Origin of the sequence: Sphingomonas sp. CBMAI 2297 (assembly GCF_029870595.1) — a bacterium.
Classification (GTDB): Bacteria; Pseudomonadota; Alphaproteobacteria; order Sphingomonadales; family Sphingomonadaceae; genus Sphingomonas.
Genome location: NZ_JAPDIR010000004.1, coordinates 280636 through 304104, shown reverse-complemented (window position 1 = coordinate 304104; position 23469 = coordinate 280636). Strand labels below are relative to the sequence as shown.

26 protein-coding genes and 1 tRNA gene are annotated in these 23469 nt (G+C 66.5%); 15 read left to right on the top strand and 12 right to left on the bottom strand.

Going from position 1 to position 23469, the window contains the following annotated elements:
* Positions 1-4 precede the first annotated feature (4 nt).
* The 6 genes from OMP43_RS08380 to ada all read right to left on the bottom strand — a co-directional run bounded on the left by OMP43_RS08380 (position 5) and on the right by ada (position 4367).
* On the bottom strand, positions 5-712 hold the full coding sequence (locus tag OMP43_RS08380; RefSeq protein ID WP_280279293.1) for a 2OG-Fe(II) oxygenase: 708 nt from the start codon (positions 710-712) through the stop codon (positions 5-7).
* Between the two features lie 41 nt (positions 713-753).
* Positions 754-1317 carry a methylated-DNA--[protein]-cysteine S-methyltransferase gene (locus OMP43_RS08375; RefSeq protein WP_280279252.1) on the bottom strand — a complete coding sequence of 188 codons (564 nt, stop codon included), beginning with the start codon at positions 1315-1317 and terminating at the stop codon, positions 754-756.
* A 239-nt stretch (positions 1318-1556) separates the two neighbouring features.
* Positions 1557-1760, bottom strand: a complete 204-nt coding sequence (locus OMP43_RS08370) for a hypothetical protein (protein WP_280279251.1) — start codon at positions 1758-1760, stop codon at positions 1557-1559.
* Positions 1761-1952: 192 nt separating this feature from the next.
* Positions 1953-2618: a DNA oxidative demethylase AlkB gene (gene alkB, locus OMP43_RS08365; RefSeq protein WP_280279250.1), complete on the bottom strand. Its 666-nt coding sequence runs from the start codon at positions 2616-2618 to the stop codon at positions 1953-1955.
* Positions 2619-2634: 16 nt separating this feature from the next.
* Entirely contained in the window at positions 2635-3207 is a 573-nt protein-coding gene (locus OMP43_RS08360) for a DNA-3-methyladenine glycosylase 2 family protein (RefSeq protein WP_280279249.1), read from the bottom strand.
* A 65-nt stretch (positions 3208-3272) separates the two neighbouring features.
* Entirely contained in the window at positions 3273-4367 is a 1095-nt protein-coding gene (ada, locus tag OMP43_RS08355) for a bifunctional DNA-binding transcriptional regulator/O6-methylguanine-DNA methyltransferase Ada (RefSeq protein ID WP_280279248.1), read from the bottom strand.
* A 244-nt stretch (positions 4368-4611) separates the two neighbouring features.
* On the opposite strand from ada, the gene OMP43_RS08350 reads away from it, so the two are divergent.
* Positions 4612-4740, top strand: a complete 129-nt coding sequence (locus OMP43_RS08350; protein WP_280279247.1) for a hypothetical protein — start codon at positions 4612-4614, stop codon at positions 4738-4740.
* Positions 4741-5000: 260 nt separating this feature from the next.
* Here OMP43_RS08350 and OMP43_RS08345 read toward each other — a convergent pair whose 3' ends face one another.
* Positions 5001-5660, bottom strand: coding sequence for a hypothetical protein (locus OMP43_RS08345; protein ID WP_280279246.1), 660 nt, complete (start codon positions 5658-5660; stop codon positions 5001-5003).
* 98 nt (positions 5661-5758) lie between these two features.
* Between OMP43_RS08345 and OMP43_RS08340 the strand changes: the two genes are divergently transcribed.
* The 12 genes from OMP43_RS08340 to OMP43_RS08285 all read left to right on the top strand — a co-directional run bounded on the left by OMP43_RS08340 (position 5759) and on the right by OMP43_RS08285 (position 16097).
* Complete coding sequence (locus OMP43_RS08340) at positions 5759-6508, top strand: alpha-ketoglutarate-dependent dioxygenase AlkB (protein WP_348538595.1); 750 nt, start codon at positions 5759-5761, stop codon at positions 6506-6508.
* A 326-nt stretch (positions 6509-6834) separates the two neighbouring features.
* Positions 6835-7518: a hypothetical protein gene (locus OMP43_RS08335; protein ID WP_280279245.1), complete on the top strand. Its 684-nt coding sequence runs from the start codon at positions 6835-6837 to the stop codon at positions 7516-7518.
* Positions 7519-7580: 62 nt separating this feature from the next.
* Positions 7581-7826 (top strand): hypothetical protein, encoded by a 246-nt coding sequence (locus tag OMP43_RS08330; RefSeq protein ID WP_280279244.1) that lies wholly within the window; start codon positions 7581-7583, stop codon positions 7824-7826.
* A gap of 240 nt (positions 7827-8066) precedes the next feature.
* Positions 8067-8825 (top strand): hypothetical protein, encoded by a 759-nt coding sequence (locus OMP43_RS08325; RefSeq protein WP_280279243.1) that lies wholly within the window; start codon positions 8067-8069, stop codon positions 8823-8825.
* Positions 8822-10063 (top strand): HlyD family efflux transporter periplasmic adaptor subunit, encoded by a 1242-nt coding sequence (locus tag OMP43_RS08320; RefSeq protein WP_280279242.1) that lies wholly within the window; start codon positions 8822-8824, stop codon positions 10061-10063. The genes OMP43_RS08325 and OMP43_RS08320 overlap by 4 nt, the downstream gene beginning before the upstream one ends.
* Positions 10060-12192: a peptidase domain-containing ABC transporter gene (locus tag OMP43_RS08315; protein ID WP_280279241.1), complete on the top strand. Its 2133-nt coding sequence runs from the start codon at positions 10060-10062 to the stop codon at positions 12190-12192. The genes OMP43_RS08320 and OMP43_RS08315 overlap by 4 nt, the downstream gene beginning before the upstream one ends.
* 1 nt (position 12193) lies before the next feature.
* A complete protein-coding gene (locus OMP43_RS08310) occupies positions 12194-12460 on the top strand; it encodes an acyl carrier protein (protein ID WP_280279240.1) in 267 nt (88 codons plus the stop codon).
* Positions 12457-13665, top strand: a complete 1209-nt coding sequence (locus tag OMP43_RS08305) for a beta-ketoacyl-[acyl-carrier-protein] synthase family protein (RefSeq protein ID WP_280279239.1) — start codon at positions 12457-12459, stop codon at positions 13663-13665. Before OMP43_RS08310 ends, OMP43_RS08305 begins: the two co-directional genes overlap by 4 nt.
* Positions 13666-13669: 4 nt before the next feature.
* Positions 13670-14200: a hypothetical protein gene (locus tag OMP43_RS08300; protein WP_280279238.1), complete on the top strand. Its 531-nt coding sequence runs from the start codon at positions 13670-13672 to the stop codon at positions 14198-14200.
* Entirely contained in the window at positions 14197-14715 is a 519-nt protein-coding gene (locus OMP43_RS08295; protein WP_280279237.1) for a hypothetical protein, read from the top strand. The genes OMP43_RS08300 and OMP43_RS08295 overlap by 4 nt, the downstream gene beginning before the upstream one ends.
* Entirely contained in the window at positions 14716-15303 is a 588-nt protein-coding gene (locus OMP43_RS08290) for an outer membrane beta-barrel protein (protein ID WP_280279236.1), read from the top strand.
* Complete coding sequence (locus tag OMP43_RS08285) at positions 15303-16097, top strand: alpha/beta hydrolase (RefSeq protein WP_280279235.1); 795 nt, start codon at positions 15303-15305, stop codon at positions 16095-16097. The genes OMP43_RS08290 and OMP43_RS08285 overlap by 1 nt, the downstream gene beginning before the upstream one ends.
* A gap of 697 nt (positions 16098-16794) precedes the next feature.
* On the opposite strand, the gene OMP43_RS08280 is transcribed toward OMP43_RS08285, so the two are convergent.
* The 3 genes from OMP43_RS08280 to moaA all read right to left on the bottom strand — a co-directional run bounded on the left by OMP43_RS08280 (position 16795) and on the right by moaA (position 18707).
* Positions 16795-16869 (bottom strand) — tRNA-Asn (locus OMP43_RS08280).
* 72 nt (positions 16870-16941) lie between these two features.
* Positions 16942-17712: an NAD kinase gene (locus OMP43_RS08275; RefSeq protein ID WP_280279234.1), complete on the bottom strand. Its 771-nt coding sequence runs from the start codon at positions 17710-17712 to the stop codon at positions 16942-16944.
* A complete protein-coding gene (moaA, locus tag OMP43_RS08270; protein ID WP_280279233.1) occupies positions 17709-18707 on the bottom strand; it encodes a GTP 3',8-cyclase MoaA in 999 nt (332 codons plus the stop codon). The genes OMP43_RS08275 and moaA overlap by 4 nt, the downstream gene beginning before the upstream one ends.
* Positions 18708-18766: 59 nt before the next feature.
* Here moaA and OMP43_RS08265 point away from each other — a divergent pair, with 59 nt between their 5' ends.
* Positions 18767-20749, top strand: a complete 1983-nt coding sequence (locus OMP43_RS08265) for a bifunctional diguanylate cyclase/phosphodiesterase (RefSeq protein WP_280279232.1) — start codon at positions 18767-18769, stop codon at positions 20747-20749.
* Positions 20746-21129 (top strand): hypothetical protein, encoded by a 384-nt coding sequence (locus tag OMP43_RS08260; RefSeq protein WP_280279231.1) that lies wholly within the window; start codon positions 20746-20748, stop codon positions 21127-21129. Before OMP43_RS08265 ends, OMP43_RS08260 begins: the two co-directional genes overlap by 4 nt.
* A gap of 2 nt (positions 21130-21131) precedes the next feature.
* On the opposite strand, the gene OMP43_RS08255 is transcribed toward OMP43_RS08260, so the two are convergent.
* Both OMP43_RS08255 and OMP43_RS08250 read right to left on the bottom strand, forming a co-directional pair.
* Positions 21132-21641 carry a GAF domain-containing protein gene (locus tag OMP43_RS08255; RefSeq protein ID WP_280279230.1) on the bottom strand — a complete coding sequence of 170 codons (510 nt, stop codon included), beginning with the start codon at positions 21639-21641 and terminating at the stop codon, positions 21132-21134.
* A 296-nt stretch (positions 21642-21937) separates the two neighbouring features.
* Entirely contained in the window at positions 21938-23443 is a 1506-nt protein-coding gene (locus tag OMP43_RS08250) for a protoglobin domain-containing protein (RefSeq protein WP_280279229.1), read from the bottom strand.
* Between the last annotated feature and the right edge of the window lie 26 nt (positions 23444-23469).

Here is a 23469-nt window from a genome sequence, read left to right as displayed (position 1 = left end):
CCGCTCAGCGCGCGTCGTGGAAAATGATGCCGACGGTATGGCGCATGCCCGAACGCAGCCGGCTCACGCCGTGCCGTAAATTGACCCGATAGTCGCCGCGCGTGCCGCGAACCGGGCGATGGTTGACCGCGAATGCCACGGCATCGCCCTGGCGCAACGGCACGACCTCCGTGCGACTCTGCATCCGCGGGCGCTGTTCGGTCAGCACGAACTCGCCACCGGTGAAATCGGCCCCCGGCTCGGACAGCAGAATCGCCACTTGGATCGGGAACCAGATATCGCCGTACAGATCCTGGTGCAGGCAGTTATAGTCACCCTCGACATAGTGGAGCAGCAACGGCGTTGGCCTGGTCTGGCCTGCGGCATGGCAGCGATCGAGGAACGCTCCGTGCGTGTCGGGAAAATGCTCCGCAATGCCCATACGCCGGTTCCAGCCGTTCGCGATCCCGGCAAGGCGCGGATAGAGCGCGGTGCGGAAATCCCCGATGAGGCTGGGCAGCGGATAGCTGAAATAGCGATATTCGCCTTTGCCGAAGCCATGACGCGCCATGACCACGCGACTGCGGAAATGATCTTCCTCCGGATAGAGGGCGGCGATCCCGCGGCACTCTTCCGGAGAAAGGAGACCCGGCAGCATGGCGCAGCCGGCATTGTCCAGCTCCGCGGCAACCGTGTCCCAGCAATAGGCAGCCACGCGCGCCTCCGCCGGCATGTTCCCGGCAACCGGAGCGATCGCGTCCGTGAGCCGCGGGGTCATGCCAGGGTCTCCCGCTGGATCAATGCGCGCTTGCGCTCGATCCCCCAGCGATAGCCGGCAAGGTCGCCGTCGCTGCGGACCACCCGGTGGCAAGGAATGGCCAGTGCGATGGGATTGGCCGCGCAGGCGCTGGCGACCGCACGCGGATGCGACGGGGGCGTCATGCTGCTGGCCAGGGCCGCATAGGTCGTCGTCTCGCCGGCCTTGATCCGACGCAGCGCCTGCCAGACGCTCCGCTGGAACGGAGTGCCGCGCATATCCAGCTCCAGATCGAGGCCCCTTGCGGGCCGCTGGATGTAGTTCAGGACCCTGAAGGCATCATCCTTCGCCACATCGTCGATCCGGAGGCGCTTCGATGCCGGGAAGCGGCCGGCAAGATCCGCCTCGAGCTCCTGATCAGCCTTGCCGATCAGGATCGAGCAGACGCCGTGCCTGCTGCGCGCGACCAGTATCTTGCCGATATCGGCATCGACGATGGTGTAGGCGATCGCGTCGACGGCTGTCGTGCGGGTGGCTGCCCGGGAAGACGCCTGCATATCTTCGTTCGTCATGAGGTTCATTGCCGTGACTCCTTGGCGTTCACTGGCTCGACGCTAGGGCGCCCTTCACGGCGCCGAACTCCGTTCCTTGTTTTCAAATCGGGAATGGATGGCGGGACGATCGACGCTCGCGGGCCGGCAATGCGCGCTTGCGCCGGACGCCTGCTCCGTCACGGCTCGATTCTCGCTGAACTCGAGCCCCACGATACCGCGGTCGGACATGGCGACCAGGAAGTCGCCGAGCGCGCCGGCGCTGTCGATCAGGCGAGCCGCAGGATCGATGCCTGCCCGAGAAGATAGATATCGCCCGAGGTGAAGCGCACTTCGATCTCGCCACGGGTTTCCACCGTGAACTCGGCATATCCGGCGGCGACGATCTGGGCGATATGGTTCAGGACCAGCTTCTTTTCCGGATCGACATCTGCAAAGGCGACGAGGTCGTCAAAGGCTCTCCGTGCCTCCACCGATTTTCGCCGCTTCGCGTTTGCGTCATATCCGCTCTGCGAAAACATCGCCCTGCTTCCCTGTCTTGCGCCATCGCGCCCACCAGTCCGGCTTCATCATTCAGAGCGGGGCCATGCTGCCTTATCCAGCCCGACAAGCGGAACGCCGGCACTCCGGTTATTGCGGTCAAATTCAAATAACCCCGCCAAATGCTAGCGCGCGTGGCGGAAAGTGAGATTGATCCGCACGGCGCCGAGCAGGGGATGGTCGCCCGCCTTCAGTTCCGAGACGCCGTGAAAGCGCAGTCGCGAAGGTCCTCCCCAGACCGCGACATCGCCATGGCGCAGCGCATATCGCTTCACCGGATCGTTGCGCTTCAGGCCGCCGAACTGAAAGGTCGCCGGCAGGCCGAGCGAGACCGAGACGATCGGGCTGGCAAAATCGCGCTCGTTCCTGTCCTGGTGCAGCGTGAGCCTGGCGCCGGGTACGTAGCGATTGACCAGGCAGGCATCCGGCGCGAAATTCGGATAGCCGGCACGGGCCGCGGCCTGGGCGGCGAGCGCCCGGAAGCAATCCGGCATCGGCGGCCATGCGCGCCCATGGAGTGGATCCTCGGGATCATAGCGATAGCCGGTCCGGTCGGAGACCCAGCCGACGGCGCCGCAGTTCGTCATGGCGACCGACATCGGATATCCGCCGGGCGTGACCAGGTGCCGGAATGGCGATCGACCGGTAATGTCCTCGACCGCCGCGAGAAGCTCCCCGTCGAAGGCGAGTGCCTCGCCGCGCAGCAGCATGGCGCCCTCGGCCAGCATTTCGCTGACCGGTTCGGTCGGTTCCAGTTTCTCGAACAGGTCCATCATGGGATAAATCGGCATTCTCGGAAGGGATCGGCTATTTCAGGACGTTTCCGCGCGCGCGAGGAACGCGCCAGAGATACCAGGCCGCGACGGTACGATGCGGCGCCCATGCGCGCGCGATTTCGCGCAGCGCCTTCGGCTTGGGTTGCGCGTCCAGCGACTTGAGCACGCGATAGCCCTCGCGCACTCCGAAATCGTCGACAGGAAGTACGTCCATGCGCTCCAGCGAGTACATCAGCAGCATCTCCACGGTCCATCGGCCGACGCCCTTGATGCTGATCATCCGCTCGATGAGCGTCTCGTCGTCCATCGTGACGGCAGTCTTGCGCGCCGGAACGACGCCGGCGATCGCCGCCGCCGCGACGGCCTGGATGGTGGCGGTCTTGCTTGCCGAGAATCCGCAGGCACGCAGAAGACCGGCATCCGCATCGACGAGATCTCGCGGCGTCGGGAAGATGCGATCCCCGAACAACGCCATGAGCCGCCCGATCATGGCGTCGCCGGCCTTGGCGGTGAGCTGCTGATACGCGATCGCGCGCACCAGCGCCTCATAGGGTTCGCGAGCGGCCTTGGGATCGTGACGACAGGGGCCGATCTGCGCGATCAACTGCGCCCAATCCGCGTCGACACCAGCCAGGAATTCGACCGAGGCATCATATCGTGCCGAGAGACTCATGCGACCTGCGCCGCCTCGCGGCCGAGGATCGCGCGCTTCCTCTCGACGCCCCATGCATAGCCGGAGATCGCGCCATCGTTGCGCACCACGCGGTGGCAGGGAATCGCCACGGCCAGATTGTTCGCGGCGCAGGCCCCCGCAACTGCCCGCACGGCCTTGGGCGAGCCGATGCGACGCGCGATTTCGGCATAGGACACGCGCTCCCCTACGGGAATCTCCTGAAGCGCTTGCCAGACGCGGCGTTGAAACGCCGTGCCGCGAACATCGAGCGGCAGGTCCAGGCCGATGCTGGGATCCTCGACGAAGCCGACCACGCGCGCGATCAGCGCTTCATAGTCGCGGTCCATGCCGATCAGATGCGCCTTGGGGAAACGGTCCTGGAGGTTGCGGACCAGCGCATCCGGGTCGTCGCCGAGCAGGATCGAGGCGACGCCCTTCTTGCTCGAGGCGACCAGGATCGCACCGAGACATGACGCGCCGACTGCGAACTTGATTTCCTCGTTGACGCCGCCGGCACGATATTGCGTGGGAGTCATGCCGAGCATGCTGGTCGATTTCTCGTAGAAGCGACCGCTCGAGTTGAACCCGGCATCATACATCGCCCCGGTGACGCTCGCGCCCGATTCCAGGCCCTCGCGCGCCTTGCGCGCCCGATCGGCCGCCGCGTAAGCCTTGGGGGTCAAGCCGGTTGCGGCCTTGAATACCCGGTGGAAATAGCTCGGGCTCCGGCCGATCGCCGCGGCCACTTCCTCGAGCGACGGCTCTTCCTCGCACGCCTCGATGAAACGGCAGGCCCTGGCGACGAGCTCCGCATTCTCGTTCTCGAGGGACGGGCCATCGGGATGGCATCGCTTGCACGGCCGAAAGCCGGTCGCCTGCGCGCTTTCGAGCGTGTCGTGAAGCGTGACGTTGCGCGGGTTCGCCGTGCGCGAAGGGCAGGACGGGCGGCAGTAGACCCCCGTCGTGGCGACGGAATACCAGAGAATATCATCGGCGGACTTGTCGCGTGCGACGATGCGCTCCCAGCGCGGATCGCCCTCGGCCGCGACGGGCAGGCCGCGCGCCGATGATATGGGTTGCGAAACAGTCATTGCTCTTGTTCTTTCCATCACGTCCGCACGCAACGTGTCGCGATGCCAGGGTCCGAACACTCCGATCCTTGCTTTCAAATCGACTCCCCGCGGAATGCGCTGCCGCGAAGACGAGCCGCCAGGGCACCGGGACCAATGTCATATAGTGGCGTTTCGGTGATGTGCCCTGTGAGGACAAGAAACGGAGTGTTGGCCGATCCGGCCCGTGACGATCTCCTGTCGTCTTCAGGGACGGGAGTGAGAGATGACCAACGCCACCGCCAAGCGCCAAGCCTTGCGCAAGCTGCATGGCGGTTTCTTCGTTCTTCCCGATGCCGCGACGCCGGGTGAAGCGAAAGCACTCGAGAAACTGGGCTTCAAGGCGATCGCATAGGCCAGCCATGGCCTGTCGCTCCCAAGCCGGTCCACGTCATCCTCGTCGGCCCCGATATGAAGGCGTCGGACTTCGAGGCGCTCGGCGCGCGCGGATTTCCTGTTCCCGCGATCGTTATCGGCTGCGCGGACAAATGCTCGCGAACAGGGAGGGGTCCGGGCTTCGCACCAGGGCGAGGCCCAGGCCTTGTATCTCGCAGCCCGGAACATGTCGGATCAAAGGGATTGCCGCGCGACCGCCGCCAGGGATATCGCGCGAGGCTATCGCCGGACGGGCGCGCCGACGGTGGGATGCCAGACCGGCACGAAGCCCTCCCGCAACACCGCGACCGTAGTGGGCGGGGTCACCAGGCGCAGTTGCTGTCCGGAAAGGCAATCAAGCGGGATCGGGCCGGAATAGCCGGCGAACGACCATTTGTGCGCATTGCCCGCACGGAGCGCATAGACCGCCTGGGTCGCGGCGATCATCGTTCCGTCGGGCAGATCGCCAAGCGCGTCGAGCGTCACGAAAGGGAGCCGGCCGCCAGAGGCCGTCCGTTCCGCGTGCAGCCGCCTGTCGATCATCGGCGCGCGCGGCTTTTCGATGTCGAATGCCTGGCCGAACCTCGACGCGAAATCGGTCGCGCGATCGCGTCGACAGAAGAAGCAGGGGCGATGGCCTGCGGCCAGTGCCGTCACCTCGTCGAGAAAGAACAACTCCGTCCAGCCGGTTTTCCCGCCCGGCCGGTTCCTGCCCATCGGCTCCCGTCGCCAGTCGCGATATTCGCAGGTGCAGATGATCCAGGCCGGCAGGGTCCAGCGCTTCTTGAGAAGCGTCTTGGTCTCGGGATCATGGATGATGCCGCGATTGCCGGTGAACAGGCCGCGCTCCGGTGCGGCATGGATGGCGCCGAAGGGATCGACCCGGTTCTGCAATGGCATCGCATTCTCCCTGGTGGACGAGCCCGCTCCCGAGAAGGCGGCGACCCTGTCCTTTCTACGCCCATTCCGCTCTCCGATTCCTGCTTTCAGATCCAGGAATGCGGAACGTCGCGTCGGTTCGCTCGCGACCATGTCCGAAAACCGCCAGCCATGCGCGGGGATACGCCCTATATCGGTCGAATGTCGGTGGATCGCCGCAGGCGACGCCACACGAGCCAGCCATATCCGTGGCGTGGCCGAGATGTCGAGGTGCCGGAGTGCAGACCGAATTGTTCGATATGCCGGCTGTCGTTCCCGGCCTGGGCTTTCGGGATGCGATCATTTCTCCCGAGGAGGAGCGCGCGCTGATCCGCGAGATCGATGCGATCGAGCTTCCCCATTTCCCGTTTCAGGGATGGACGAGCAAGCGTCGCACCCGCTCGTTCGGCTGGCATTATGATTTCGACAAGTCCGAGTTCGGGCCGGCCGATCCGATCCCGGCTTTTCTGTCGCCGCTGAAGTCGCGGGCGGCGGCGTTCGCCGGTGTCGCGGCCGATGACGTGGTGCAGGTCTCGATCCTCAAGTACGAGCCTGGCGCCGGCATCGGCTGGCACAGGGATCGGCCCGAACTCGATGCGGTTATCGGCATCTCGCTCGGATCACCGGCGACCATGCGTTTCCGGCGGCGCAACGGGGAGCGCTATGATCGCGCCTCCATCTTCCTCCCGCCGCGCTCGATCTATCATCTCGACGGAGACGTCCGGCACGGATGGGAGCACAGCATCGTGCCCGGTACCGCGACACGGTGGTCGATCACCTTTCGCGGCCTTTCGGAAACGGGAAAATGCAAGGCCGGGCACGCGGGGTAGGGCCTGACGAAAGCCGTCTTCCCGCGACTATGACGCCGGCTAGGCCGTGCATGTCGCCCACGCGAACAGCGCGTCGAGGTCCATGCTTCCCAGAGCGACCGAGGCCCACGCGCGCAAGAACACGCATTCAGGACGAGCGCGCGACAATTCAGACGCGTTGGCGCAACGACGCAAACCCTTCGATAAGACCATAATGGTTATATTACGGGAGCGGATCGATCGCCTAAGATAAATTAGAACAAGAGTCAAGTAGATTATGGTCTGATATTTGATCTATATCGCGCTTGACATAAAAAAATCCAAACCTTTAATGATGGATGCGACCGATGGGGGATAATTCGGTGTCAAATATTGATGTGGCGCGTGATATAACTCGCGCTGTTCGTTCTGCTGAGCGTTTCGCTAAGGGCTTGCGCGAGATACAATTAAAACTAGATGACCTTGCGCAGCAATCTGTAGAACAAATAAATGCATCTGCTACAATTTTTAGTGCAAACTTATCGGATAGCCTGAGTGCATCCGATGTGAAACTTGCATTGTCGCGGTCGCAATCGCGGCCGAACTTCGGGGCGCCCGATCTTTTCGGAAATGCGCTTTGGAGCCTTATGCTCGAGCTTCTGCTGGCCGAGATGGACGGCGAGGCCGTTCCCGTCAGCAATGCGTGCATCAGCCTGGGTGGGCCGCAAAGCACGGCTATCCGCCTCCTAAACTGCATCGAGAAGCGCGGATTGGTGGTGAGTCAACCCGACCCCAGCGATGGCCGCCGACGCCTTCTGCGCCTTGCTGAATCGGTCAGGGCAAAGCTGATCGCCCATCTTGAGGCTGAGCACTCGGGCGGCGCGGTGCGTTTCCGGGTCAACATGAGGCTGACCGAGATGCGCGAAGATTCCGCAGAGGGGGCGCAGGGGGATGAAGTATCCCCATTGCGTATGACAAGTTTTGATCAGAAAGCTCCAGTATTGGATGCAGTCAATAACGACGCAAATTCTGTATTCCTCAAAGTATCTTGAGATGGGATGTAGCATTAGTCGAATTGCAACAGGTGCTTTCGACTAATCTAAGGGGAAATATGATGCGTAATCTTTCTCTCGTCGAGCTGGAAATGATCGTCGGCGGCTATGGCGAGTTCGATGCCGGAAGCTATGCCAGCGTCGCCACGGATAATGGCGATGGCAGCTACTCGCTCGTCGTGAGCGAGGCGCAGTATTCGGCTCAGGCCGGTGCCGCAGCCGACAATGGCTGGGGCGTCGAGGTTACCGGCGGCTGGACTCAGAACGGCGGCTTCTCGGTGGGCGTCAAGGCCTCGAAGAAGTGCTGATGTGATCGCGACGCCCCGGTTCGCCGGGGCGTCGCATTTTGCAAGTGTGGTGTCATGGCAGATCCCGTTCCGTTGCCGTCGCAGAGCGAAGCTGATCGCCGTGGCGCCTACTCCCTGGCCGAACGTGGTGTCCGCCTATTGGCGCGTCTCCCGATGCAGGTACGCCGGAAGCTGCTCCGCTCGGCCTTTAGCCTCTCGCGGGCATCCGGGTTGTTGCGGCCCTGCGGCAGGAGCGCGTGGATGATGGCCAGGGTCTTGCAGTTGCCTCGTGCGCAGGCGTGGAAGCTGGCCGGCGAGAACGGCTATCATGATCTGCTTTTCCAGATGGAATGGCTCGCGCTCGCCGATCGCTCGCTGCCTGGGCTGCTCGCCGATGCCGCAAACGTCCGGACTGAAGATGATGATGCGCTGCGCTGGATTTCGCGCCAGCGCGGCGCGGTTCTGGCGACGCTGCACATGGGGCCCTATTCGCTGGCGCTTGCCTGGCTGCTGCATCGCTATTTCCGCGACCGCGACGTCATCATCGTCAAGACGCAAACCGCGGATGATGACGAGAGCCGGGCGATGAACCGCCTCGATCAACTGGGCGTACGCGTGGCACTGATGGCGCCGACGGAGCCGGCGGAGTTTCATGCGCTGCTCAAGCGAGTGCGCATGGGGGCGATCCTGATCGCGCTGGTTGACCTGCCCGAAAGCTATGGCCGTGCGGTAGATGCCGACTTGCTCTGGACCCCGGCGCGGATCGCGGCGGGTGCGGTCGATATCGCGGCACTTTGTCAGGTTCCGCTTCTGCTGTTCCGGGCCGAGGCCCGGGGCACGGGCGACCAAGTCACCGTGGCGGACCTGCTCGAAGTGCCTTCGCGACAAGGCGAACGTGACCGTGCGACCGGAAAGGTCGCGTCCTTCATCACCAACTCCGTGCGCGGCTGCCCCGAGCAATGGCATATGTGGCAGCGCTTCGACGAGTTCGTCACTGCGCGGCAGCGGTGCGCGGCATGACCGCCATCCTCACCAAGCCGCGTAGCGCGGCCGACATGAATTCGAAAGTGCTGCTCGCGCAGCCCGTGTTCGACCATGTCTTGAGCATATTCTTCGGCTCGCTGCTCATCGTGGGGGGAATCTTCTGCTGGGCCACGCAATATTCGAAGCAGGAGACGGTATCCGGCGAGATAGCCGCGGTCTCGGGCTTCTCGGCGGTCGTCGCCGATCAGGGAGCGATCGTCTCGCAACTGCGAGTCACCTCGGGCACGCGCGTCCATAAGGGGCAGGTGCTGGCGGTGCTCAGCCTGCCGCCGGTGATCAGCGGCGACGGCGACACTATCGCGCAGAGCATCCAGCGCATGCGCGAGTCCATCGCGAACATGGACAGTCAACTCGCCGAATATGCGCGGTCGAGCGAGGAGGCGCGCCACCAGATCACCGAGGTCGAGGCGAGCGCCCAGGCATCGCTCGCCTCGGCGCGCAATCGCGGCAGCGCGACCAAGGAGCGCCAGCAGATGGCCGAGCGGCGCCTGCGCGGCTATGAGCAACTCGCCAGCAAGGGCTTCATCACCGACATGGCCGTGGACCAGGTGCGCGGCGTGGTCATGCAGCTCAACCAGGAAGCCTCGGACACCGAACTGACCCTGCAGGAGGTACGGCGCTCCCGCGCCGATCGCGTGACCGCGCTCGAGAACCGCATCGCCGAGATCCGCCAGGCGATGCTCAACCTCAGCACCCAGCGGCTGCAGACCGAGAACCAGCTGCACGGCCAGACCTCGCTGCAGACGCGCGAGATCGTCGCCCCCGCCGACGGCGTTGTCGCGGCAGTTTCGGTGCGGCCGGGCGAGCGCATCGAGGCCGGCGCGCGCATCCTCGCCATCGGCCAGCCTGCGGCACGGCTGACCGCCGTCCTCACCGTGCCGTCCAAGGCGATCGGCATGATCGATGTCGGCCAGCGCGTCGTGCTGAAGTACGACGCCTTTCCCTATCAGAGCTTCGGCGTGCGCTACGGCAAGGTCGTCCGGGTCGAGCAGGCCTCGATCGACACCGGCGCACAGAAGCCCGACGACGCCAAGCAGATCGAGCGCAACTTCATCGTCGAAGTGGCGCCCGCCGACGACGCGGTCGAGGCCTATGGCCGCCGCCGCGCGCTCAAGGTCGGGATGACGCTGACCGCCGACATCGAAGTCGAGCGGCGCAACCTGCTGCAATGGTTCCTGGAGCCGCTCGTCGCACTCAAGGGACGCATGGGATGAACCTGTTCGAATCCGGGCGGCGGACGCTGCCCATGATCCTGCAAGAGGCCAATGGTGAGTGCGGGATCGCCTGCATGGCGATGATCGCGCACTGGCACGGCCACCGGCTCGACTTGACCTATCTGCGCAGCCAGTACCGCACGACGCGGCGCGGCCTCAGCCTTTCCGACCTGGCCAGTGTCGCCGACCAGCTGCGCTTCGATGTGCGGGGTTTCCGCGTCGATGATTTCGCCGATCTCGCCCATGTCCGCACGCCGGCGATCCTGCACTGGGACAACAATCACTTCGTCGTGCTGAAGTCGGTCCGGCGCGGCCGCGTCGTCATCCACAATCCCGCGATGGGCGTGCGCACCTATGACATGGCCGAGTTTGGCGAGCATTTCAGCGGCACTGTCCTCGAGGTCTCGCCGGGCGGCGCGTTCGAGACGATCGTGCGCGCCAAGAAATACACGCTGTCGCGGATCTTCGACCTCACCCACGGCTTGAAGTCCTCGCTGATCCAGGTGATCGTCGTTGCCACCGCGGGTGCCGTCATCGCGATGCTGATGCCGATGATCGTTCAGGTCGCGCTCGATTCGGTGCTGCCGCGCAACGACCTCGACCTGCTATGGGTGCTCGCGGTCGGCCTTATGCTGGTCTCGATCAGCACCGCGGTGGCGACCTGGATCCAGAAGCGCGTCATCGCCAATGCCGGCAGCGCCTTCTTCGCGCAGCTGACGCGCAACGCCGTGGGCCATATCTTCCGGCTGCCGCTGCGCTATTTCGAGGGCCGCCATCCGGGCGACGTGGCCACCCGGCTCGATTCGATCGATTCGGTGCGCAATGTCGTCACCAAATCCTTCTCCGCCGCGGCGGTGGACCTGATCATGATCCTGCTGAGCGGCGCGATCATGTTTCTCTACGCCCCCGGACTGGCCGCACTGGTGAGCGCGATCTTCCTGATAGTCATCGCGATCCGGCTCACGCTCTATCCCTATATGCGCCGCCAGGGCGCAGTCGCGCTCAAGGCCAAGTCCGACGAGCGCTCGCGCCTCATCGACAATCTGCGCGCGGTCGCCGCGATCAAGACCGGCAATGCGACGATCGTCACCACCAACCGCTGGTACGACAGTCTGGTGCGGCACGTGAATGCCAGTTTCCGCATCCAGATCACCGAAGCCAATGCGGTCCTGCTGGTCGAGCTGGTCACGGCGCTGGGCATGGCGGTGACGCTCTATTACGGCGTCGCCGCGGTGCTGCTCCAGCAAATGACCGTCGGCATGCTCTATGCCTTCTTCACCTATCGCACGATCTTCTTCGACCGGATCGACAATCTGGTCACGACGATGACCGAGGTATCGCTGCTCGGCGCGAACATGACGCGGCTGTCCGATTTCCTTGAGGAGGAGCCCGAGCCGAGCGACCAGCCGATCGAGCGCCATATCCGCGACGCGGTCAAACTGCGCGGCGTGACCTATCGCGCCGGATTCGCCGACGCGCCGATCCTGTCCGACATCGATTTCGAGCTCGGTGCGAAGCAGGGCAACGCGATCGCGATCATGGGTCCGTCAGGCTCGGGCAAGACGACGCTGCTGAAGATCCTGGCCGGACTCTACACGCCGAGCGAAGGCGCAATGGAAGTGGACGGCGTCGGTCTCACGACCTGGGGTCTCAAGGCCTATCGCGCCAATGTCGGACTGGTGCTCGGCGCGGACAAGCTGGTGCGCGGCTCGATCCTCGAGAACGTCACCGGATTCGAGGAAAGCCCCGACCGCGGCCGCGCGCTTTCGGCACTGCGGGTGGCCTGTCTCGATGACGTAGTCGAGGGATTGCCGCGCGGACTCGACACGGTGGTGAGCGAAGAGAACGGCACGCTCTCCAGCGGGCAGCGTCGCCGTCTGATGCTGGCGCGCGCGCTCTATGGCGATCCCCCTTTGCTGCTGCTCGACGAGGTTACTTCGAACCTGGATGCGGAAACCGCCACCCGGATGATCCGGGCGCTCGCCGAGCATCCTTCCACCAAGGTGATCACCTCGCACGACTCGCAGGTCCTGGAGATCTGCGACACCGTCTACCGCATGGAAGCGGGGCGCCTGACGCGCGACGCCGCCTATGAACAGCTTTCAATCCACGAGCGGAAAGGTCTCTGAGATGAACGAAGACATTGAAGCCGATGTGATCTCGCTGGTCCGCGACGCGGCCCGCGTCGGCGATGTCCCGATCGATCTCGATACCAGCCTGGAGCAGCTGGGAATCGAATCGCTCGACATGGTCGAGCTGCTCTTCGCGATCGAGGACCGTTTCGGTATCGACGTGCCCTACAACGCCAATGCGGTCGGCGAATCCGGCCTCGCCAAAGTGCGCGATGTCGTGACGGCGATCCGGCAACTCATCTCGCAGCGGACGGCGCAGGCGTGAGACGGGTCGCGATCACCGGTATCGGCGCGCTCACTGCCGGGGGCATCGATGCGGAGCGCAGCTGGCAGGCGGTACGCGATGCGCACCAGCCCTTCGGCGCGCCTTCGCGGCTGGGCGACAAGACAACGGGCGTCAGCCGGGTCGCGGAGCTGCGCGACTATGACCCCGAGACCTATTTCGACCGGCGCCGGCTGAGCGCGCTCGATCCCGCCGCGCAATATGCAATCGTCGCCGGGCGCGAGGCGCTGGCCCAGTCGGGCATCGATTTCGCCGATTACGATCCGGACCGCACGATGTGCGTGATCGGCAGCGGCGCCGCGGGCGAAGCGACGCACGACATGAGTTCCGAAAGGATCTACCGCCACGGCGCCGACCGGCTTCATCCGCTCACCGTGCCCCGGCTGATGGCGAGCGCGCCGGCGAGCCAGCTGGCGATCGAATTCGGGATCCGCGGCGGCGTATTCCTGATCGCATCTGCCTGCGCGTCGGCCGCCCATGCGGTCGGACAGGCCTATCAGGCGATCCGTTACGGAATGGCCGATATAGCGATGACCGGCGGCACCGAGGCGAGCCTGACCTTTGGCTGCCTCAAGGGCTGGGAAGCGCTGCACGTGCTTTCCGACGATCTTTGCCGGCCCTTCTCGTTCGGGCGGCGCGGGCTGATGCTCGGCGAAGGCGCCGCGATCCTGGTGCTCGAGGAGATGGAAGCGGCGCGCAGGCGAGGGGCCGACATATTGGGCGAACTGCGCGGGTTCGGGATGAGCTCGGATGCGGGCTCGCTGACCTCGCCCGATCCCGCCGGCATGGCGCGTGCGATGCGCCTGGCGCTCGCCGACGCGGGAGCCGACGCCGGCGCAGTCGATCATCTGAACGCGCATGGCACCGGCACCAACATGAACGATGCGAGCGAATGCCAGGCGTTGCATCAGGTGTTCGGCGATCGCGCCACGCGCCTTCCCGTCACCGCCACCAAATCGGTGCTCGGCCATTGCCTGGGCGCTTCGGGCGCGATCGAGTTGGTGATGGCGGTGAAGTCGCTCGGCGCGCAGACGCTAGCGCCGACCGCGAACTTCGTCGAGCCGGACCCCGAATGTCCGATCGACTGCATCCCCAATGTCGCCCGCGATGCCAGGATCCGCACGATCGTCTCCAATTCCTTCGCCTTTGGCGGCCTCAACGCCTCGCTGGTGCTCGGACATGCTTGAGCGGGTGGACAGCTTCCTGACCGCATGCATGACGGTGAACCCGGCCGCGCGGGATGCCGGCCTTCCGCCGTTCACAGCGCCGCTCGGGCGGGAGACACCGCTCGACAGTTCGCCTTATGTCTACGACGTCGCGCGCTTCGCCGATGCCTTTGCCGGCTCGGAACAGAGGCGGGTGCTGCTGACCGCGCTGCTGACGCGGGTCGCGGCGCTCGAGCAGGCCGGGATCCGTGTGGATCTGCTGCTCGTCGGCGGCAGCTTCTTGCGCCTCGGCCAGGAGCCGCGCGATATCGATGCGCTGGGCGTGTACACGCTGACCTGCGATCCCGAGGCAGGCGCGGCGGCACTGTCGCAGGCGATGGCGCGCGGCGACATGGCAGATCTCCATCTCTGCCCTGCCGATGCGCATCCCGCAGTGCTGATCAAGCGCGCGATCTATTTCTCCAACACTTTTGCCTATGACAAGGGAACAGGGTCGCTGGATCGCGGAATCGTGATGGTGGTGCCGCGCCGTGCCGCCACGGCGGCCGCGGCATGACGGGCGTTTCGATTGCCGGCCAGGCGATGCTGCGCGGCGAGGCGCTGGCTGTGCCCGCCCGCATGCTGCTTGCGCCGGAACCGGCGCCGAACATGTTCGCAAGCAGCCCGCATGTCGTGCGCTTCGCCTGGCTGTTCGAGCATCTCGCCTGGTCGCCCGAGCGCCGCGCTTTGCTGGAGCGCTTCGCGGCGCGGATCGAGGCGATCCGGGTGCAGGGCGTGATGCCATTGTGCGCGCTGATCGGTGGCAGCTTCGTCGGGACTGGCGAGGCGCCCAACGACCTGGACGCGCTTGTCATCTACCGGGCCGATGCCGCGCCGGAGGCGATCGCCGCGGCGTTGAGCATGAAGATCGAAGGGCTCGATTTGCGCTACGTTCCCGAAGATGCCGACCCGATCCTGCTCATCAAGACGACGTGCTTCTTCCACACGCTCTATCAGGGGATCGACAAGGGCGGCGGTCGCGGCAGCATATTGGCATTGTTTCACGATCCGACATTGGCAGGAGCGGACTAGATGCGTTTTTCGATGACGATGTTTGCGGTCGCGGCCGCGTGGATGCCGGCCGCGGCAATGGCCCAGGCAGGGGCGCCGTTCACGGGCACCTATGCCGGGGTAGAGGCAGGCGCGCTCGAGCACCATATCTATCTGGAACCGCAGGGCGGCAACGGGACCGCAGGGCGCTATTACCGCGCCTGGGGCGCGGGCGGGGGCGTGTTCGTCGGCCATGACATCGCGGTGGGAGAACATCTCCGCATCGGCGGCGAGGCCGGCGTGACCGCGGGCGGGGGCGACAATGTCGTGCGCTTCGCGGGAGGATCGGAGCTGCGTCTCGCGCCGCGCTACGGCTATCGCGTCTCGCTGCACGGCGGGGCGGTGATCGGCTCGGCGCTCTTCGTCTATGCCAGCGGTGGCTATGGCGGCAATCGCTATCGGATCCGCAACACCGCGGGGGTCACCGGCGTGTCCGAATGGGGCGGCAGCTTCGAAGTCGGCGCGGGCGTCGAATACCGGATCTCGCCACGTCTCGGGATTCGGGTCGACTACAAGCATGTCGACAACCAGACCCATCAGTTCTTCGTCGGCGTGCCGGTCCGCTTCTGATGGGGCACGGCAAGTCGGTCCTCGCCCTGTTGCTGCTCGGGCTGTCGATCGGCCTGGCGCCCGGCTGGGCCGGGCAGATCGACAGCCGCATCTTCCGGCCCGATCCGATGCCACGCGAGGTGCACTGGGCGGGGCCGGCGCCGGCGGAGGTCACCACCACCACGGCCGACGGCCTTCAGCTCAAGGGCTATTGGTGGGCGCCGACGCGCGTGGGCGCGCCCGTGCTGGTGTTCTTCCACGGCCAGAGCGGCAACCGCTTCGAATCCGCGACCATGGCGGCCGCGCTGGTGACCGACGGTCAGGGGGTGCTGGTCGCCTCCTATCGGGGCTATGGCGACAATCCGGGCAAGCCGTCAGAGACGGGGCTCTATGCCGATGGCGACGCGTTTGTCCGGCTCGCGGGGACGCTCGCGCCGGGCGCGCGGCTCTATGTCTGCGGCTTTTCGCTGGGCAGCGCAGTCGCCCTGCACACGGGGACGGCCCCCGGCGTGCGCGGGATCGTGACGATCGGCGCCTTTACGCGCATCGCCGACCTCGCCTCGCCCGTCACACGTGCCTTCGTCGGAAACCGCTTCGACAATCTCGGCGCGATCGCGCAGGTCGAGAAGCCAGTGCTCCTGATCCATGGCACGGCCGACGAGGTCGTGCCCTTTGCCCATGCGGAGCGCTTGCGCGCGGCTGCCAGGCAGGCGCGCTTGCTTAAATTACCCGGCGCGCCGCACAGGCTGGATTTCGCGCAACTCGCGCCGATGCTCTGGAACAATCTGGCGCAGATGCCTGCGCCGCGCGACTAGGTTCCGATGGCATCTCCGGATCTGGCCTGGCGGAAGGCTCTGGGCACCGGAAGCGCCTGAGCGAGCGGCCGTTCTCGCAAGCTCTGTGCCGGCCGAGATGAAAGCGTTCGCTGACTGGTTCAAACGCTGGCGTCCGGACGGCACCTGACCGCTGAGCGCAGTTGAACGGGCAGGCATCGCCCACCTTCGATTCTCACTGGCGCTTGCCGCTGGCACCGGTCGTGCCAGGGCCGCGCTGGTGGCGCTCGCAAGATCCTTCCTATCGGTCGTTCTTGCTTCCGCTCCGCGCGGGATGAACCAGCGACAGTTTTCAGGATCCCAAGCCGATAGGGCGAATGGTGACAGCTGGGGCGCAAATCCGCCATCCGTGGACATTCTTCCGCCATCGCCATCGCCGCCGAAACCACGATCGGCGCCCCATAGCTCTTTCCCGGCCAGCCGCGCCTCGCCAAATTGCTCCCGAAGGCAGATCAGAAGCTCCGCCGACGCAGCAAGGAATTGCGGCCCATGGCGGGAGAGTGCGTGTCGAACCCGGTGGTGGCGGGGGAGGATGTGGAAATCAGGTGCATCAAGCCTAGGCCAAGCCCGATTTTCTACTCTGGCCGAGAGCGAAACAGCATCCCGGATCGGCGCAAATCGCCGAAGCAGCAGCGAAATCCCAGCCCGGATTTCGGCTGTTTCGCGCTATGCTGGAGGATGGCTCCCTGAGTAGGATTCGAACCTACGGCCGCTCGATTAACAGTCGAGAGCTCTACCGCTGAGCTATCAGGGATCACCATCTCTCCGCCCGGCGAACCGCGACGGAGGCGGCCCTATGCAGCGGGTTTCTGCGGATTGCAAGGGGTCAGGCGACGAATTGTTCCATCGTTATCCGATCATCCAGCGCATGCTCCGGATCGAAGAGCAAGGTGAGGTCGCGGTGATGGTCGATCGCTATCTCCACCCTGGCGACATCGCGCACTTCGCGCTGGTCCGCCACGGCGCTCACCGGCCGCTTGTCCGCCTCCAGCACGCGAATCGCGATACGGGCCTTGTCGGGCAGGATCGCGCCGCGCCAGCGCCGCGGGCGGAACGGGCTGATCGGCGTCATCGCCAGCATCGCGGAGCCGAGCGGCAGGATCGGCCCCTGGACGGACAGGTTGTACGCGGTGGAGCCGGCGGGCGTGGCGACGAGCAGGCCGTCGCACACCAGCTCCGGCAGCACGACGCGATCATTGACGGTGACTTCGAGCTTCGCAGTCTGGCGCGTCTCGCGCAGGAACGAGACTTCGTTGATCGCCGGCAGTTCGAAACGCTCGCCGGCGGCGTTGATCGCGTTCATCTTGAGCGGACTCACCTTGAACGGCTTGGCGCGGGCGAGCCGCTCGTCGAGCCCCTCGCGCCGCCAGTCGTTCATCAGGAAGCCGACCGTGCCCAGATTCATGCCGAACACCGGAACGCTGCGGCGGCTCTCCAGCAGGTTGTGGAGCGTCTGGAGCATGAAGCCGTCGCCGCCCAGGGCGACGATCACCTCGGCCTGTTCGACGGGAACCCATTCATATGCCTCGCGCAGCTCGTCGGCGGCGAGCTGGGCGGGTTCGGTGGGCGAGACGACGAGCGCGCGGAGCTGGCTCATCCGCCGGTGACGCTCATATGGCGGCGCGTTGCCGGGGCGGCTCCGGCCGCGATGCGGAAATCGTGCCGGGCCGGCTTGCGCCGCAGCGCGGCATCGATCGCTTCGTCGAGGCCGGCAGGGCCGCTGCCGCGCAGCGCGGCCTTGATGTCGACTGCCGCGTCATGGCCGAGGCACATATAGAGCTTTCCGTCGCTGGCGAGGCGGACGCGGTTGCATCCGTCGCAGAAATTGGCGCTGAGCGGCGTGATCAGGCCCAGCCGCGTGCCGGTGTCCGCGACGCGCCAGTAGCGTGCGGGGCCGCCGGTGCGATGCGTGTCGGGGATCAATGCGAAGCGCGCGCGCAGCGCGGCCAGCACGCCGGTGAGCGGCAGGAAGCGATCGGTGCGATCTTCCTCCACCTCGCCCAGCGGCATCGTCTCGATCAGGGTGAGATCCATGCCCTCCGCCGCCGCCCAGGCGAGCATCGCGGGGATCTCGCTTTCGTTGAGGCCCTTCAATGCGACCATGTTGAGCTTGATCGCGATGCCGGCGGCCCGCGCGGCGGCGATGCCGGCCAGCACCTTTGCCAGCTCGCCATGCCGGGTGATGTGCCGGAAGGTCTCCGGATCGCGGCTGTCGAGGCTGACGTTGATGCGGCGCACCCCGGCGTCGCGCAGCGCCTCGGCATGGTCGGCGAGGTGGGTGCCGTTGGTGGTGAGGGTGATTTCGTCGAGGCCCGCGCCGAGATGGCGGGCGATCCGGCGGACCAGCGCCATCGTGTCGCCACGGACCAGCGGCTCCCCCCCGGTCAGGCGGATCTTGCGCACGCCGCGCGCGACGAAGCGATCGGCGACCAGCGCCAGCTCGTCGAGGCTCAGCAGCGCGCCGCGTGGCAGGAAGCGCATCTTCTCGGGCATGCAATAGCGGCAGCGCAGGTCGCAGCGATCCGTGACCGAAATGCGCAAATACTGGATCGCGCGGCCATGGGCGTCGATCAAGGCGGGCGCGGCTGCCATGCAAGACGAGTTACGCATGATGATGGCGGCGGGCAAGCGTTCGCGTTATCGAGAGGGGAATGTCCGAAGATTTCACAGTCATCGAAAGCGCCAACGCAGATGCTGCACCGGTGTTCGTCCTCAGCTTTCGCCAGCGCGACGAAGTCGCGGCGGCCGCGGCGGGGGGCGGCTGGCGGGTGGTGGCGGCGCGGCGCTCGGATGCGCTCGAGCGGCGATTCCTGTCGAGCGGGGCCGCCGTCGCGGTGATCGACGCACGCGGCGCGCTGTCCGAGGGGATGGACGCGGCCAAGGTGCTGGGGCCGACGATCGAGGCGCACGGCGCGGCGATGCTGATCCTGGTCTCGCAGAGCGACACGGTGCATATGCGCCATTTCTTCGATGCTGGCGCCACCCACTTCCTGTCCAGCCCGATGTCCTCGGCGGCGATGGCACATGCGATCCGCTTCGCCCAGCGGCATGTCGAGCGGCTCTCCGGGTGGAACGGGCAGGAGAAGGGGCCGCCCGAGCCGCTCGGCTGGCGATTCGATCCTGGGATGCGCTCGCTGCAGCTCACGCCGGCGCTGGCGAGCCTGCTGGGCCTGCCCGAAGCGCCGGGCACGCGGACCTTCTTCGCCAGGCTCGATCCGGCGGACCGGGTGCTGGCGCGCAGCGCGCTGCGCCGCCTGAACGCGGACACGCCCTCCACTGCCTTCGCGCATGATCTGGCCGGCGTGGGGCGGGTGGTGCAGCATCTTCAGTATGACGCGCAGACCAACCGGCTGCACGCGCTCGTCGAGGCGCTGGGCGTGGCGCCCGATGCCAATGCGGCGGTGCGCGACGCGCTCACCGGCGCGCGCGACGGGCCCAGTGCCCGGCGCTGGATCGACCGGCGCCTGGCGGAGGGCGGCCGTGTCGGCGTCGTGCTGATCGGGCTGACGCGTTTCGAGACAGTGAACACCGCCTATGGCCGGGCCGTGGGGGACGAGCTGCTGCGCAGCGTCTCGCGCCGGGTGGGCGAAGTGGCGCGCGAGACGCTCGGCAAGGGCGCGATCGTAGCGCGGATCGGCGGATCGGAGTTCCTTGTCGCCAGCGACGATGCCGATGCCGCGCGGATCGGCGCGGCGGTGGCCCGGCTCGAGGACGCGCTGGCGCGGCCCTTCGTGGTGGGAGGCGACATCGCCCCGCTCGGGGCCCGGCTGGTGACCGGAGAGAGCCTGGCCGGCGACAATGCCGCGGCCCTGCTGCGCCGAACCAGCGAAGCGCTGCTCGGCGACGTGCCGCTGGAGAAGGGCGCGCCCCCGGTCGATCTGCTCGTCGACAGCCTGCACCGCGCGCTGGAGCGCGGCGAGATCGGCGTGCTGTTCCAGCCCCAGGTCTCGATCGCCACCGGGCAGATCGTGGGCGTGGAGGCGCTGGCGCGCTGGAACCACCCCGAGTTCGGCGAACTGGGCGCCGACACGCTGTTTGCCGCGGCCGAGCGGGCGGGGCTCGACGCGACGCTCTCCGATCATGTTCAGCGCCGCGCGCTGGCGGCGGCGGCGAACTGGCCCATGTCGCTCAGCAAGCTGCGGCTCTCGATCAACGTGACCGCGGCCGATGTGGCGCGGGCGAGCTTCGTCGATGCGCTGCTCGGCCGGATCGACGCGAGCAACTTCCCGCGCAATCGGCTGACGGTGGAGATCACCGAGGGCGGCATCATGTCGGACCTGGGCGAAGCCGCGCGGCTGCTCACCCTGTTGCGCGCGGCGGGGTGCCGCGTCGCCATCGACGATTTCGGCACGGGCTATTCGAGCCTCGCCTATCTCAAGGCATTGCCGCTCGACTATCTCAAGATCGACAAGAAGCTCAGCCAGGACATCACCGGCTCGCCGCGCGACCGGGTGGTGGTGCGGGGCGTGATCGACATGGCGCGCTCGCTGGGGCTGGCGGTGGTGGCGGAAGGCGTCGAGACCGCCGAGCAGCTCGACCTGCTCGCCAAGGAAGGCTGCCAATATTTCCAGGGCTTCCTCTGTTCGGCGCCGGTCGACGTGCCGGCGCTGGCCCAGCTGGTGAGCCGCGGGTGAGCGATCCGCGCGATCTGAGCGGCGTCTGGTACGGCCGCTATGTCAGCAGCGTCGACGCGCAGGACAATGGCTTCATCGCCCTGCTCGAGGAGACCGCCGGCGCCGTCTCGGGCAGCATTAGCGAGCGGGACGGGCAGGGCGGCGTGCGCGGCGCCACGGTGGCGGGGCGGCGCAGCGGCGCGCGAATCCAGTTCGTGAAGCAATATCACGGCCGCTGGGACCATGCCGTCTTCTACGAAGGCAGCGTGGACGACCAGGGCACCGAGGCGAGCGGCAGCTGGAAGGTGGACCAGGCGTATGGCGGCTTCAGCATGCAGCGCGAGAAATTCTCCGCGGACGAGCTGGAAGCCGAGGGCGAGGAGAGCCTCGCGCTTCGGTGAGCTCAGGCCGGGTCGGCGCCCCGGCCTTCGGTGACGCGGCCCAGCGTGACCCCGGCATAGCGGGCCAGGCTGGCGAGCAGCGCGCTGGTGCTCGGATCGATCGGCCCGGCTTCCGCCCAATAGGCGCCCATCGCCATGCTCGGCCCCATCAGCCCGATCGGATACATCGACATGCTGCGCACGAAGGTGGGCTTGTACGCATCCACCGGAACGCGCGGATCGTCATAGATGTCGGGAATGTGGATCGGCCGCGCCTCGAGGATGGCGAGGCCCGATATGCAATTCTCGATCGGAAAGCGCTCGCCCGCCCAGAGCGGAGTCATCGCATCCTCGGCGACATAGGCAACACGGTCGCCCTCGCGGCGGATGACGGTGACGCCGTCGCAGCGCGCGATCGTGCGCGCGCATTCCCGCAGCACGTTGACCAATTCGTCGATCGAGGTCGCATGCGACAACCGGGCCATCGCTTCGGTCAACAATCGGCGTTGCTCGAAACTGTCCGGCTCCCTCAAGCCTCGCTCCTCACGAGCGGACCCGTTCAGGGTCTCGCCTGCCTCAATCCCATTGGTCACGGCCAGATACGCAGCCTTGTTCTAGACGTTTCAACGCGAAATCCGCCAGATCGGATCGGCTTCAACACGACGAAGCCACGCGATGACCCGCAGTCGCCTGCGCACCAGAGGAGCAGGCGGCCTGGGCATTGCGCCGAGCAGCACCATTTCGCCTGCATCCTGAACGGAGTTCCAGTATGCGCAACTACGCAAAAATACCGGTGCCGTGAAAGTCGGATAGGCATGAGGCCCCCAAGCTAGGCGCGCACGCGCAGGGCCGAAACGGCGGCGGGCGGCAAGTCGCGCGTCGTGCCGCTGAAGATCGGGTGCTTGCCATTGGGGGGAGGCGGCATGGCGGCCGCATCGGTGCGGAAGGCGCCGGTGCGCTCGGCGAGCGTCCGGGCTTCCTGGGCGAGCGTGCGAGTGGCGGCCGAAGTCTGCTCGACCATGGCCGCGTTCTGCTGCGTGCCCTGGTCCATGGCGCCGATCGCGGTGGAGACTTCGCCGATCGCGATCGCCTGGGCGCCATTGTCCCGCGCCATGCTGCCGAGCAGCGCATGCACTTCGCCGACGTCGCTCGCGATGTTGGCCAGCGCGCCGTCGACCTGCATCACCGCATCGACCGCGGTGACGACCTCCGCCTGGGTGGTGGTGAGCTGCTCGCGGGCGCGGCCGGCTTCCTCCTCGGCGCGCATCGCCAGCGCGCTGACCAGGTCGGCGACGACGGCGAAGCCGCGCCCCGCCTCGCCGGCGCGCCCGGCCTCGACCGCGGCGTTCATCGCGAGCACGCGCGTCTGGAACGCGATCTTGTCCAGCCCCTCGATCACCGCGTCGATGCCCTTGGCGCTTTCCGAGACCCGGTTCATCGCCTCGACCGCCTGGGTGGCGACGCCGCGCCCGCCATCGACGGTGGCGATCGCCTGATCGGCGCGCATGACGGTCGACTTCGCGGCCTGGGCGGTGCTGCGCGAGCGATCGCCCATCTGCGCGACGGCGGCGTTGGTCTGCTCGAGGCTGGCGGCATTCGCCTGGGTGCGCCGGGCGAGATCGTCCGCGGCCTGCGCGATCTCGTCGGTGGTGCCGTTGATCCGCCGCGTGCCGATGGCAACGGCCTGGATCATCTCGCGCATCCGGGCGAGCGTGTGATTATAGCTATGCTCGAGCGAGGCATAGGCGCCCGGCGTGTCCGCAAGCTGGCGGGTGAGGTCGCCGCTGGCGAGCGCGGCCAGGGCCTCGTCCAGCGTGCCCATCGCGGCTTCGCGGCTCGCCTGCTCCTCCTCGAAATAGATCGAGAGCGACAATTCCATGTCGAGCAACGCGGCCTTGACCAGCGCGGCGGGCAGGACCGCGAGCGCGCGCGGGCGCAGCGTGCCGAGCAGGCGCCGCCACCAGGGCGTGCGCGCCATCGCCTCGTGGAGCAGCTGCTCGAGCACCAGCGCATAGCCGCCGACATACCAGCGCGGCTCGAGCCCGATGCGCGCATGGGTGGCGCCGATGCGGCGCACGCTCTGGTGATATTGCGCATCGAACTGCCCCGTGGCGAGGTGGTTCCAATGGCCTTCCTGCGCCGTCTGGGCGCTGCGCATATGCTCGGGGCTGGCGAAGAAGCGCGCGGTCTCCGGCGTGGCGCGGACGCGGGCGTAGAAACGATCGAGTGCCTTGCCGATCGCCGAGCGGATCAGCGCGCTGTTTCCGGAAAGCGTGGCGCGCTGGGCGGCATCCATCTCCATGAACGCGAGACGGGAAGAAATGGGGTCGGTCACTCGGCACTCCTTGGGGGGAGGCCCGC

Coding starts and splice junctions, on each gene's coding strand:
- OMP43_RS08265 (WP_280279232.1), top strand. CDS start 18,767: ATGTCCGAAGATTTCACAGTCATCGAAAGCGCCAACGCAGATGCTGCA.
- OMP43_RS08320 (WP_280279242.1), top strand. CDS start 8,822: ATGACCGCCATCCTCACCAAGCCGCGTAGCGCGGCCGACATGAATTCG.
- OMP43_RS08335 (WP_280279245.1), top strand. CDS start 6,835: ATGGGGGATAATTCGGTGTCAAATATTGATGTGGCGCGTGATATAACT.
- OMP43_RS08325 (WP_280279243.1), top strand. CDS start 8,067: ATGATGGCCAGGGTCTTGCAGTTGCCTCGTGCGCAGGCGTGGAAGCTG.
- moaA (WP_280279233.1), bottom strand. CDS start 18,707: ATGGCAGCCGCGCCCGCCTTGATCGACGCCCATGGCCGCGCGATCCAG.
- OMP43_RS08350 (WP_280279247.1), top strand. CDS start 4,612: ATGACCAACGCCACCGCCAAGCGCCAAGCCTTGCGCAAGCTGCATGGC.
- OMP43_RS08340 (WP_348538595.1), top strand. CDS start 5,759: ATGCGGAACGTCGCGTCGGTTCGCTCGCGACCATGTCCGAAAACCGCC.
- OMP43_RS08275 (WP_280279234.1), bottom strand. CDS start 17,712: ATGAGCCAGCTCCGCGCGCTCGTCGTCTCGCCCACCGAACCCGCCCAG.
- OMP43_RS08330 (WP_280279244.1), top strand. CDS start 7,581: ATGCGTAATCTTTCTCTCGTCGAGCTGGAAATGATCGTCGGCGGCTAT.
- OMP43_RS08380 (WP_280279293.1), bottom strand. CDS start 712: ATGCCGGCGGAGGCGCGCGTGGCTGCCTATTGCTGGGACACGGTTGCC.
- OMP43_RS08285 (WP_280279235.1), top strand. CDS start 15,303: ATGGGGCACGGCAAGTCGGTCCTCGCCCTGTTGCTGCTCGGGCTGTCG.
- OMP43_RS08315 (WP_280279241.1), top strand. CDS start 10,060: ATGAACCTGTTCGAATCCGGGCGGCGGACGCTGCCCATGATCCTGCAA.
- OMP43_RS08290 (WP_280279236.1), top strand. CDS start 14,716: ATGCGTTTTTCGATGACGATGTTTGCGGTCGCGGCCGCGTGGATGCCG.
- OMP43_RS08375 (WP_280279252.1), bottom strand. CDS start 1,317: ATGAACCTCATGACGAACGAAGATATGCAGGCGTCTTCCCGGGCAGCC.
- alkB (WP_280279250.1), bottom strand. CDS start 2,618: ATGCCGATTTATCCCATGATGGACCTGTTCGAGAAACTGGAACCGACC.
- ada (WP_280279248.1), bottom strand. CDS start 4,367: ATGACTGTTTCGCAACCCATATCATCGGCGCGCGGCCTGCCCGTCGCG.
- OMP43_RS08345 (WP_280279246.1), bottom strand. CDS start 5,660: ATGCCATTGCAGAACCGGGTCGATCCCTTCGGCGCCATCCATGCCGCA.
- OMP43_RS08295 (WP_280279237.1), top strand. CDS start 14,197: ATGACGGGCGTTTCGATTGCCGGCCAGGCGATGCTGCGCGGCGAGGCG.
- OMP43_RS08310 (WP_280279240.1), top strand. CDS start 12,194: ATGAACGAAGACATTGAAGCCGATGTGATCTCGCTGGTCCGCGACGCG.